Annotated in this window: 9 protein-coding genes and 3 pseudogenes; 5 read left to right on the top strand and 7 right to left on the bottom strand. The window is 54.5% G+C overall.

Translation table 11 applies throughout. The features are described 5' to 3' along the window. Positions 1-174 precede the first annotated feature (174 nt). The 3 genes and pseudogenes from ET810_RS12110 (at position 175) to pip (ending at position 2,213) form a co-directional block, all read left to right on the top strand. Positions 175-321, top strand: a complete 147-nt coding sequence (locus ET810_RS12110) for a hypothetical protein (RefSeq protein ID WP_166741010.1) — start codon at positions 175-177, stop codon at positions 319-321. 140 nt (positions 322-461) lie between these two features. Then, positions 462-1,115 (top strand): hypothetical protein, encoded by a 654-nt coding sequence (locus tag ET810_RS10905; RefSeq protein ID WP_134316035.1) that lies wholly within the window; start codon positions 462-464, stop codon positions 1,113-1,115. A gap of 78 nt (positions 1,116-1,193) precedes the next feature. After that, positions 1,194-2,213: pseudogene (gene pip, locus ET810_RS10900) on the top strand (prolyl aminopeptidase). 61 nt (positions 2,214-2,274) lie between these two features. Here the strand turns inward: pip and ET810_RS10895 are convergent. From ET810_RS10895 to pth (ET810_RS10885), 3 genes are all read right to left on the bottom strand, one after another. After that, positions 2,275-3,909 (bottom strand): peptide chain release factor 3, encoded by a 1,635-nt coding sequence (locus tag ET810_RS10895; RefSeq protein WP_087453673.1) that lies wholly within the window; start codon positions 3,907-3,909, stop codon positions 2,275-2,277. Between the two features lie 100 nt (positions 3,910-4,009). Further along, positions 4,010-4,870, bottom strand: coding sequence for an SDR family NAD(P)-dependent oxidoreductase (locus ET810_RS10890; RefSeq protein ID WP_087453674.1), 861 nt, complete (start codon positions 4,868-4,870; stop codon positions 4,010-4,012). Positions 4,871-4,883: 13 nt separating this feature from the next. Continuing rightward, positions 4,884-5,531, bottom strand: a complete 648-nt coding sequence (pth, locus tag ET810_RS10885) for an aminoacyl-tRNA hydrolase (protein ID WP_087453675.1) — start codon at positions 5,529-5,531, stop codon at positions 4,884-4,886. Between the two features lie 29 nt (positions 5,532-5,560). On the opposite strand from pth (ET810_RS10885), the pseudogene ET810_RS10880 reads away from it, so the two are divergent. Both ET810_RS10880 and ET810_RS13235 read left to right on the top strand, forming a co-directional pair. Next, positions 5,561-6,579 (top strand): annotated as a pseudogene (locus ET810_RS10880) (NAD(P)H-dependent flavin oxidoreductase). A 62-nt stretch (positions 6,580-6,641) separates the two neighbouring features. Beyond that, a complete protein-coding gene (locus tag ET810_RS13235; protein WP_013911127.1) occupies positions 6,642-6,821 on the top strand; it encodes a hypothetical protein in 180 nt (59 codons plus the stop codon). On the opposite strand, the gene pth (ET810_RS10870) is transcribed toward ET810_RS13235, so the two are convergent. From pth (ET810_RS10870) to ET810_RS10855, 4 genes and pseudogenes are all read right to left on the bottom strand, one after another. Continuing rightward, complete coding sequence (gene pth / locus ET810_RS10870) at positions 6,799-7,359, bottom strand: aminoacyl-tRNA hydrolase (RefSeq protein WP_087453677.1); 561 nt, start codon at positions 7,357-7,359, stop codon at positions 6,799-6,801. The two genes, ET810_RS13235 and pth (ET810_RS10870), sit on opposite strands and share 23 nt — an antisense overlap. Positions 7,360-7,436: 77 nt before the next feature. Further along, positions 7,437-8,054, bottom strand: coding sequence for a 50S ribosomal protein L25/general stress protein Ctc (locus tag ET810_RS10865; protein WP_087453678.1), 618 nt, complete (start codon positions 8,052-8,054; stop codon positions 7,437-7,439). Positions 8,055-8,321: 267 nt separating this feature from the next. Further along, positions 8,322-10,195: pseudogene (gene pulA, locus ET810_RS10860) on the bottom strand (type I pullulanase). Positions 10,196-10,294: 99 nt separating this feature from the next. After that, positions 10,295-11,275 (bottom strand): ribose-phosphate diphosphokinase, encoded by a 981-nt coding sequence (locus ET810_RS10855; protein ID WP_087453679.1) that lies wholly within the window; start codon positions 11,273-11,275, stop codon positions 10,295-10,297. Between the last annotated feature and the right edge of the window lie 8 nt (positions 11,276-11,283).

The following is an 11,283-nucleotide window of genomic DNA, read 5'->3' as shown; positions in this document are numbered from 1 at the left end:
CCTGTGAACTTTCCCGCCAGTGGCACACCCTAATGGGGAATGTGGCTGTTGTTTCATGGAGACAGCTTTTGAAAATTAGTGCTATTTAAGGGTGGGGCTGGGATAGTGTGCGGCACATGTCGCTTAGTCAACGCCACAAGACTTTATATTTTCCGCCTTCTAGGTAGAGCTGCAGTGGCACAGGAACGGCCAGAAGGTGTTGCTGATCCATGGGCACTGCAGCTAGCAGAGAATGTGAAAGACCTCCAAGAACCGATGAGCGCTCTTCCGGAGTTCTCTGCCGTGCAGATGTATGTGGTGATCACGGACTTTGGGGCGTAAAACAGGACCAACTCATGTGTGTCCTCAGCTTGTGGTTTGTAGTGACGCGTTGCGCAAGTTTGGCGGAAATCCGTACACTCGTTAAGGCTGTGATCAATGATCACGCTGTCAGTGATTTTTAAGACGAGGGAGTCTTCATCGTGTTGCACGCTGTGAGCTATGCTCTCATGGACTCCGTTAACGTTTTACTCATCGGAGTCATTGTTGCGGTGGCTCTACTGGTGCCTCGCGGGGGGCGCTACGGAAAAATAGTATCGCTTTTGATCCTGGGGGATTGGTTAGGCGTTTTTCTCCTTTCAATTCCCACGCTGGCGCTGTTTCACTCAATAGAAGATAAAGTCCGCGCTTTCATAGACTCGCCCGTGTTTGGTGTGATCTTGATAGTGACGGGCATCGCCGGAGCAATTCTTACCTGGCGCGGTGGCGATTCAGCTGGATTAGTGCAACGGTTACTCAAACCACTGCGCACACCAAGCGTGAAGACGATGGTGGTGGGGTTTGTCCTGGGAGTGGCGCAATCGATTACGTCGATTCCGTTTTTCACTGGTTTGGCGTATCTTGCCACCGGCGACTACAGCAAAACATTCAGCTACATCGCGTTGTTCCTCTATGCATCTCTTGCGCTGAGCCTTCCGTTTTTCTGCGCAGTAGGCGTGGGATTTGTGCGTGCGTTCCCAGAGAGCCCCTTGGGCAGGGCTTTTGAGTGGGCGCGGTGTAATAGCGACCGTGTAGCCCTGTGGGCTGGTTACCTGGTGGCCATCGCCCTGGTCCTCATGGGAGTTTCGCATCTATAGCGGGCTTGTCGACGCCCACCCCATAACACCAACTCCCCATCCTCCTCCTACGCAGCTTTCATAGCTAGGCTGTGAAGAATGACAACTCTTTATCCGGTAGCTGACCCGATTGGCGAATCATATATTGAACGCGACGGACAGCGCATTGCTTATACAGAATATGGAAACCCGCAGGGCATCCCAGCAGTCTTTATCCACGGCGGACCTGGTGGCGGAACAACAAAAGAGAACGCAGGATTTTTTGATCAAGATAAGTATCGGGTCATCTTGATCGACTAGCGCGGCTGCGGAAAATCCACGCCGCATATCGCAGATCCGGACACTGATCTAGAAGCAGCTTTGGCGATGAATATCACGCACAAGCTGGTCGAGGATATAGAGGCGATACGCCAGCAACTCGGAATAGATAAATGGCTGGTCTTTGGTGGTTCGTGGGGTTCTACCTTGTCCCTGAAATACACCCAAACGCATCCAGACCGCGTGCTCGCCGTGGTGCTTCGGGGGATCTTTATGCTGCGAAAGACTGAGTTGGATTGGTTCTATAACGGTGGTGCTGCGCACTTATTCCCCGACAAGTGGGAGCGGTACCTCTCCGTCATCCCAGAGAATAAAAAGCCTGCCGCAGATGATCTATCAGGAGCGACCCAGCTCGCTGGTGTGGATTTGATCGCTGAATACCATAAGCTTCTCCATTCGAGCGATCGCACTGTAGCGCTTGAAGCTGCTCGTGCGTGGAGCGTCTGGGAGGGATCGACATCTTTCCTAGAGATTCGAGACACCCACGACCATGAGGATGAGCGCTTTGCCCTGGCATTTGCACGCATTGAGAATCATTATTTTGTGCACCAGGGATTTATGCGCGACGGTGAACTGCTAGAACCTGCCAATATCGAACGCATCCGGGACATCCCCGCGGTGATTGTTCAGGGGCGTTACGACGTTGTCTGCCCGCCCGTTACCGCATGGAATCTGTACCGGGCATGGCCAGAGGCGGAATTCCATTTCTCACCGACGTCCGGACACGCCGCGAGCGAAAAAGAAAATGTTGCCGCTCTTATAGCAGCAACGGATCGTTTTGCAGAGGAACTATCGAGGTAAACGCAAAAAGGCCGCAGTTCTCACAGGGACTGTGGCCTTTCTGTTTATCGTGAGTACGTGATTAGTCTGCGACCATGGGCAGAAGCTCGAACTCGGGGTGTTCCTTTTCTATGAAAGCGAGCTTCCATTTATCCCCAAAGAGAGCCACGAGCTCACCGTCTGTTCGCTGGAATACCTCCACGCCGCGCTGCTTGGAAAGCTCTGTTGCGGTTTCTGGTGTGGTGCGACGTGCAACGGAGTAGGGGATGGGATCTGAGATGGTCTCCACGTTGTATTCGTTTTCCATCCGGGCCATCATGACCTCAAACTGCATGGGTCCAACCGCAGCCATGACCGGGGCGGCATCGCCGCGGGCATCGTTTTTAAGGATCTGAACAACGCCCTCGGCGGCAAGCTGGTCCAACCCTTTGCGGAACTGCTTGTATTTTCCTAGAGACTTGGCCCTGAGGATACGGAAGTGTTCTGGGGCGAATTGCGGCATTGGCTGATATTGGACTTTCCGTCCCTCAAAGATCGTGTCACCGGGCGCCAAAGCACCAGCGTTCACCAGACCAACGATGTCACCAGGGTAGGCGGTTTCCACGGTGGAACGGGTTCGACCGAAAACCGTGAGTGCGTATTTCGTGGAAAAACTACGCCCCGATTGTGCATGGGTGACTTGCATACCGCGATCAAATTCACCAGATACGATGCGCATAAAAGCTAGGGAGTCGCGGTGGTTTTTGTCCATACCAGCCTGGACCTTGAAAACTACGCCGGAGAAGTCATCGGTGACGTCGCGTGACTCGTCGATCGCCGTCGTAGCATCGGAAACTGCTTTAGCGTCGGATGCTCGGCCACTAGGAGAAGGGGCGAGGCTACAAAGAGTGTCCAAGATTTGATGGACACCAAAGTTCAGCATCGCAGACGCAAAAATAAGCGGCGACGTAGTGCAATCGAGGAAGAGGTCCTGGTCGTGTATGGCCCCGTCTGCTGCAAGAAGTTCGGCTTCTTCCACTGCGGTTTCCCACGCAATCTCTTCGCGTTGTTCTGCTTCCTCCGGAGCATAGTGCTCCTCAGGCGCGATGGTGGAGCCGCCGGCCGTGCGTAGGAAGTGGATGTATTCTGCGGCTTCACCATCTGCGTTGATACGTGCAAGCCCACGGAAGTCTCCTGCATCTCCTACTGGCCAGAAGAGTGGGGTGGGTTGGAGGCCGATTTCGTTGACGATTTCGTCGACAAGCTCTAGTGGCGTGCGGCCCGGGCGGTCCCACTTGTTAATCACGGTGACAATGGGGAGGCCGCGGGCTTTACAGACGCGGAAGAGTTTGAGGGTTTGCGGCTCGAGGCCTTTGGCGGCGTCGATAAGCATAACTGCGGCATCGACGGCGGTGAGCACACGATATGTGTCCTCAGAAAAGTCTGCGTGACCGGGCGTATCCACCAGATTGATTACAAAAGGCTCGCCGGTGTGTCCCTCGGGAGCGTACTCAAATTGCAATGCCGAGGAGGCGATGGAGATGCCGCGGTCTTTCTCCATATCCATCCAGTCGGAGACGGTCGCCTTCCTACCGGCTTTGCCATGTACAGCACCAGCCTCTGCAATGACGTGCGCATGCAGTGCGAGGGCCTCCGTCAGCGTGGACTTACCTGCGTCTGGGTGGGCGATGACTGCAAAAGTTCGGCGACGTGATGCTTCGCTGGAAAGAGTACTCATGGTTGATAAGGATAATCGCCTTGGCGCAATGTCCCGAATTTACCCGACTCCTCCTACTCGCGGACGCCAGTGTGGAGTAGACAGGGGACTCGGCGAAAGGCTACTTAGTGTCCACCGGCTGGCCAAAATGGATGCCGAGCATGGACTCCGTGCGTGCAAAAAGGGTGTCTGCGGCTCTATGCGAACGCGCCAGCGGATTGACCACACCAGGTCGGAGTTTGTCGTTGTAATAGACGCCTGATTGCCACGTGATAGTGGGGGTGCCGTCGATAAAGTACGCCAGATTTTTTCCACCTTGTTCCGCAGAAATGCTCAATCTACTTCTACTCGCCAGGGGGTTCTTGTAGAAGCGGCTGAGGAAGCCATGGGATTCTTGTGCGAAGTTGGTGAGCACCACGCCTGGGTGGAATGAGACCGCGCTGATTCCGCGATGCTGAAATTTGTGATGCAGCGACCGCGCAAACAACAAGTCTGCAAGCTTGCTGGTTCCATAAGCGCGGTTTGTTTTGTAGTTTTTGACCCCCATCAGGTCATCAAAATCCAGGCGGCCAAAGAGCACATTGGCCAGGCTAGAGGTCATAATAATGCGGGCGTTTGACTTCTCAAGGAGGGGGAACAGCTCGTGGGTGAGCAGAAACGGTGCGAGGTAGTTGATCTGGAACGTTTGCTCAAAACCGTCTTCCGTGATGATGGGGCCATCGAAGATACCGCCAGCATTATTGGCAAGTACATCGATGCGATCGCAGGCGGCTAAGAGATCCTGAGCTAATCGACGTACATCGGTGAGCGAGGAATGATCCGCGCAGAAAAACTCAGCCCCGACAGCTTCCGCTATAGCTGCTGTTTTCTGAGGATTCCTTCCTACTAACACCAATCTATCGTCTGGGTGCTGCGCAGCTAGTAACCGTGCAGCAGCTGCACCGATTCCATCACTTGCACCGGTAATTACGATTGTTCGCATGTTTTTAGCTTAGCTATGCGGAGTGAATTGTGTGTTGTGCCTGTGCGATTCCTGCAGTCACAACAAGCCGCACCGCTTCCGCAGACCGTGAGATCATGGTGTCAAGAGCCTCATCGTGCTCAACATCGCCGAGGACATAATCCGGCACAGACATCCCCTTTGGAGGACGCGAAATACCCATGCGTATCCGCAGGTAATCGCGGGTATTTAACAATGCACTGCTCGATTTAAGGCCATTGTGTCCGTTTTCATTTCCGCCCTTTTTGATGCGAACAGTACCGTGGGGAAGGTCTAATTCATCATGCAGGATAATGATGTGATCGGCGGCAATGCCATATTCTTCTGCGATAGGGGCGATAGCTTCCCCGGAGTTGTTCATGTAGGTGGTGGAACGCAGCACCGCGATCTCATGCTGGCCGACCCTAAGACGCGCCTCCGCCACAGGTAGGCCTCGCCGCTGGGTGAGCGGGGCACCATCGAGTAGCGCGTCGACAGCCATATATCCCACGTTGTGTCGATTCCTGGCGTACGCGTTGCCCGGGTTACCAAGTCCGATCACGATCCATTCGGGAGTCGGACGATCAGCAGCTGCATCTGTGTGCGGCTGGTTGACCGACTTTTTGGGTGCGAAGATACGCTGCAAAAATTCTCTAAACGTCATACATTTCGTCTTTCCACTAGCATGCGACTATGACGTCGCGGATTCTGGAAAAGCTTAGCTGCCCTATCATCGGTGCTCCAATGGCAGGTGGCCCATCGACTCCCGCGCTTGCTGCCGCTATTTCTGGCAGCGGGGGATTAGGGTTTTGGCCTCAGGAAACAAAGATGTCGCGTTACTCGTACAAGACATGCAAGAATGCGCCCAGCTGACGGCGGGACAACCCTATGGGGTTAATTTTTTCTACCCGCAGCCTCATCACACCGATCCTGATGTGCTCGATCGTGTTCACCGGCTCGTGGAAAAAGAATGTGCCGCCGTGGGAGTGGATCAACCGCCTATGCCTACGGTTGATTATTCAAATGACTTCCATACAAAGTGTGAGGCAGTCTTTACTGCGTGCACGCAAGGGTACGGGCCCAACGTAGTGTCTAGCTCCTTTGGGTGTTTTTCTACGGAAGAAATAGGGCAGTTCCATAGCGTGGGCGTGGAAGCGTGGGCATCAGTAACCAGCGTGAGAGAAGCAGAAGAGGCTCTTTCGCGCGGCGTTGACGCCCTTGTTGTGCAGGGACATGAGGCAGGGGGACATCGCCTGACAGGGGATGCTTGCGAAACACCGAATCTTTTCTCCACCGCAGAACTGTGTTCTGTGCTCCATACGCAGCATCCCGATGCGGTGCTGATCGCAGCGGGTGGAATCAGAACACCAGAAGACGTAAAAGCCGCTTTGTCTTTGGGTGCTAGCGCGGTGAGTTGTGGTTCGGCCTTTCTCCTTTCCCGTGAGGCAGGAACAAGCAGGGCACATAGAGCGATGATAAGCGCAGGTGGGCAAACACTGAGTAGTAGGGCTTTTTCTGGGCGGGTGGCGCGCGGGATCGCAACGAAGTTTTCCCTTTCCCACCCGGACCTTCCTTGTTCCTACCCAGAGCTTGGCGTCATGATGGCTCCGCTACGGGCTAAAAAGGGCTATGAGTATTGTCTTGTCGGCGAGCGCACTGAGCTGATTCGCTTGGGGACAGCCCAAGAAATACTGGATTATCTCACGGAGTAAGCAGGCCTTCTCTTTCGCGCCGTGTACTTAGGAAAGGGTTAGCTCTTATATAGTGGTCGATTATGGGCATGGACAAAATTAGAAAAGCCGCGCGTAAAGGCAAACACAAGAAAAAGTGTTGCCGAGACAACCCGCGCTGCAAAACCTGCGCGGTAGTGCTCAAGCGACTGGATAAACAGGGGGCCTTTGAGCTAGACGACGCAGCCCTGGCCAAAGCGCTTAAGAAAGCCCGCCGTTGGTGATAATCCGCTCGACTTCGTCTGCCGCGTCGGCGCAAGCAATAGGAATTTCCACCAGTTCCTTCTTGCTAAAAGGCTTGAGAACAAATGCTTTGGGTTCCATGCGTCCGGGCGGACGGCCGATTCCTATTCCCACCCTGATGTAGTCTTTAGTGCCCAATGCTTGGGTAATGGAACGCAAACCATTATGCCCATGGTCGCCTCCGCCACGTTTTGCTTTGATCTCGCTGAAGTCGAGCTCGAGATCGTCGAAAAGCACTATCACATGAGACGGGGGGATATTGAAAAAATTCGCGATTGAGCGCACCGGCCCGCCGGAGAGATTCATAAAGCTGCGCGGGGTGGCAAGGATGACTTTTGTAGTACCGATCCTGGTCTCAGCTGCCATCATGTTGGTTTTTTTATGTGCGCTGAGCTTTGTTGGCATAGGAGAGGTTCGAGTAAGCATCTCATCGATTGCCATATAACCGATGTTGTGGCGGGTTGTTGCGTATTGAGGGCCGGGATTGCCGAGGCCAACGATGAGAAAAGGCGAAGTCACAGTTTTCTATTGTGACAGCAAAAAGCCAGCCCACAAAAATGTGAGCTGGCTTCCTAGGTATGTAAAACGAAAAAGGTTTACTCTTCTCCCTCAGCCTCTGCGGACTCAGCAGCTTCGCCTTCTGCGGACTCCTCAGCCTCTTCAGCAACCTCTTCGAAGGAAACGGTTGCAATAACGAACTCAGGATCAGCAACCAAGGTGGTGTTTGCTGGGAGGGAAAGGTCGCCAGCAAGAACCTTTGCGTCAGCCTCAAGGCCCTTAACGGAGAAAGCAATCTCTTCAGGGATGGAGAGAACATCGGCCTCAACGAGAACAGTGTCAGCATCCTGGATCAGGGTGGTGCCCGGTGCGGTCTCGCCCTGGAGTGCGACAGGAACCTCAACCTCAACCTTCTCGCCACGCTTGATGGCTAGGAGGTCGACGTGATCGGCGTTCAGGGTCAGAACGTTCTGATCAACGTGCTTAACCATGGTGAGGTGCTTCTCGCCCTCGATGTCCAGATCGAGAACAGCGTTGGAGCCGTGTGCGCGAAGAAGTGCGTGCAGCTCAAGGATGTCCACGGAGAAGTGGATGGGTGCCTCGATGTCAGCGCCGTAGATAACGCCAGGAACCTGACCAGCAGCGCGCAGACGGCGAGCAAAGCCCTTGCCGAACTCGGTACGTGGCTGAGCTGAGATGGTTGGGTAGTTAGCCATGAAATTCTCCTTGAATGTTTATTAAGGTGAAAACTTCGGCCGCACCAAAAGAAAATGGCCTGCGGCCGACTCGAATGTCTTGGTCGAGTCTTCGCAGGCTTAAATAAGCTTTAAAAACAATCGCGTCGATAACGGCTCCTTACAAGGCGCCCTCGCCGAGACTCAGCCACAGTACCACTTATGAGGTCGCGGAATCAAGCTGGAAAATGCACGTGATCAGCATGACTGATGCAACTGGGATGGGTGGCTAGGCGGCTTATACGCTCTCTAGTCCACGATTCGCCAGATACTCACACTCAAAGGCGCAACATTAAGTTTTCCCTCGCTTATTACAACAGGAGGGTTTTCTCCCGCGTAATGATGTCGCGCAAAGATCTCCTCGTAGTTACCAGGATCAACTGGCGCGTGGAATTCTGTGTTGGCAAAGTTGATAGCGACTAGGAAGGAGGTTTCGGCAGTGCCGGACGCTTCCACCGTATACACCAACTGACGAGGGGTAATAACCGTGGCCACGGTGGTATGCCGGATCTCCTCGAAAGAGTTGCGTCGCATAAAACCGTGGTCGTTACGCATAGCTATGAGCTCGCGGAGCAGATCGACAGATCTGTGCAGGCGCCCCGCGCGGTCATAATCAAACTGGTTGATGTGGTCTGGGGATGCGTAGGAATTTTCGTCGCCATGCTTGGTGCGGGCAAACTCTTGTCCTGCGTGGATGAGGACGATGCCCGCGGCAAGGAACTGTATTTCCATGGCTAACTGGTACCGCTGAATCAGTTCGGCTTCTTCTGCCTCTGGTAATGCGATGCGGAGGCGATCAAACAGCGTGTGGTTATCGTGCGCCTCAACGTAGGCAACCGATTGCTCTGGTGCGGTAAAAGAGATTCCCGGTAAGTGCTGGCCACCTTTGATGTTGTTAAAGAGCGTCCACATGAGTTGGGGGTCGTGGGATCCGGTAAGAAGACCGGGGCGTTCTTCTCCAAAGGTGCTGCCCTTGAGGGTGTCGCGGAGGGACTCATTAAAGTGCGCAATCCTTGGCATATGCTCTGCGTTGCCCTGGTGGGCAGGAAGAACTCCCTCGGGATGGGTCCCCATGGGCCAGCCTTCTCCCACGATGATGATGGAGGGGTCGATACTATCCAGGCGCTCGCGCACCAGATTCATCGTTTCTACATCGTGGATTCCCATGAGATCAAAGCGGAAACCATCGAGTGCGAATTCCTTGGCCCAGTATTCAACAGAGTCAAGAAGGAACTTTCGCATCATAGGTTCCTCGGAGGCGGTTTCATTTCCACAGAAAGTACCGTCGTAGAAGGTTCCCTCTGGAGTCATTCGGAAATATCGGCCGGGGGCTGTGCGCTCCAAGGGCGAAGACGATGTGGAGTAGACGTGGTTGTACACCACATCCATAATCACGCGTAACCCGGCGGTGTGGAGGGCGTCGATAGTGCGTTTAAGCTCGGTGATTCTGCAGGCAGGGTCTGCGGGGTCAGTGGAGTATGAGCCCTCGGGAACGTTGTAATTTAGCGGGTCGTAGCCCCAGTTGTACTGGGCATCAAAGCTAAGATCGCCGGTTTCATCGATCGACTCGAAATCAAAAATTGGCAGCAGCTGTACGTGGGTCACTCCCAAGGATCGCAGATAATCAAGGCCGCTGCGGTTGCCCAACGCTGTGCGTGTGCCAGGCTCCGCGAGCCCTAAAAAAGTTCCTTTGTGCGTGATTCCGTTGTCTTGGCTGATAGTGAGGTCACGAATGTGTGCCTCGTAGATGACGGCATCCAGCGGGGAGCTAAAAGCAGGCATTCGTCGCAACGGAGTTCCGGGGGAAAGAAAACACCCTGGTTGCCGTTTGCGGTGACTGCCCGGGCATAGGGATCAACAGATTCGACGAACTTACCCTCATCAAACTCAAGGCGATACATGTAGACCGCGTTCTCGCAGTCTCCCGCAACGCTGGTTTCCCATGTGCCTTTGCTTATCGACGCCATCGCTATGCGCTGACTATCCGATTCCCGGTTAAGAATCAGATCTACCTTGTGAGCTGAGGGAGCCCACACTCGGAAGGTGGTGGCCGTCGGGGTGTAGAGGGCGCCAAGCGGCCCGTCGTATGTATCAGAGGCTGGTGAGGGGAGAGAATCGTGCATCAGGAATCCAACGAAAATCAGGAGGGGAGAAAGCGTAAAGGGTGATGGGCATGGCTAAGGCCCGGTACACGAGGCCGCGTACCGGGCCTTGACGTAGTTTTAGGCTTCGCCCTCAAACAGGGTGGTTACGGAGCCGTTTTCAAAGATCTCATGGATCGTCTTTGCCAAGAGGGGGGCAATGGACAAAACCGTGAGGTTGTCCCAGCCCTCATCGGACTGAGGCAGAGTATCAGTGGTGATCACTTCTTTTGCACCGCACTGGGAGAGGCGCTCGCGGGCAGGGCCGGAGAACACACCGTGGGTACAAGCGATGATGACGTCTTCAGCACCGGCATCGCGGAGAACTACAACGGCGCCGGCGATGGTTCCGCCGGTATCGATCATGTCATCGAGCAAGATCGCAGTCTTGCCCTTCACATCGCCAACCACGCGGTTAGCCACAACCTGGTTGGCCACATCCACGGAACGAGTCTTGTGAACGAAGGCGAGGGGGGCGTCGCCAAGCGTATTAGCCCACTTTTCTGCGACCTTCACACGGCCGGCATCGGGGGAAACAACCACGACGTTTTCTAGGTCGTACTTACCCTTGATGTAATCGGTCAGGATCGGCATAGCGTGCATGTGATCGACGGGGCCGTCGAAGAAGCCCTGGATCTGATCGGTGTGGAGATCGACTGCAACGATGCGGTCAGCGCCAGCAGTGCGCAGCAAGTCTGCGACCAAGCGAGCAGAAATCGGCTCGCGGCCACGGTGCTTCTTATCCTGACGAGCATAAGGATAGAAGGGGAGAATTGCGGTGATGCGCTTTGCGGAGCCGCGCTTGAGCGCATCAATCATGATGAGCTGTTCCATGAGCCACTTGTTGAGCGGCTGTGCGTGGGACTGCAAAACAAAGGCATCGCATCCACGGACGGATTCCTCAAAACGGACGAAGATCTCGCCGTTAGCAAAGTCGCGGGCTGTTGTCGGGGTGGTGCTGATACCTAGTTCATTAGCGACGGCGTCGGCAAGAGCAGGGTGGGCGCGACCAGTGAACAGCATCAAATTCTTCTGGTTTGCGGTCCAGTTGTGCGAAGTCATGGGGTTTT

The sequence above is a fragment of the Corynebacterium silvaticum genome (assembly GCF_004382825.2).
GTDB lineage: Bacteria > Actinomycetota > Actinomycetes > Mycobacteriales > Mycobacteriaceae > Corynebacterium > Corynebacterium silvaticum.
Note: the sequence above shows the minus strand (reverse complement) of the source record. Positions and strands in the feature narration are given on the sequence as shown.

Bases quoted from the DNA above. Each gene is read 5' to 3' on its own strand.
- ET810_RS10855 (WP_087453679.1), bottom strand. From the start codon at position 11,275: ATGACTTCGCACAACTGGACCGCAAACCAGAAGAATTTGATGCTGTTC.
- ET810_RS10865 (WP_087453678.1), bottom strand. From the start codon at position 8,054: ATGGCTAACTACCCAACCATCTCAGCTCAGCCACGTACCGAGTTCGGC.
- ET810_RS13235 (WP_013911127.1), top strand. From the start codon at position 6,642: ATGGGCATGGACAAAATTAGAAAAGCCGCGCGTAAAGGCAAACACAAG.
- ET810_RS10895 (WP_087453673.1), bottom strand. From the start codon at position 3,909: ATGAGTACTCTTTCCAGCGAAGCATCACGTCGCCGAACTTTTGCAGTC.
- ET810_RS10890 (WP_087453674.1), bottom strand. From the start codon at position 4,870: ATGCGAACAATCGTAATTACCGGTGCAAGTGATGGAATCGGTGCAGCT.
- pth (WP_087453675.1), bottom strand. From the start codon at position 5,531: ATGACGTTTAGAGAATTTTTGCAGCGTATCTTCGCACCCAAAAAGTCG.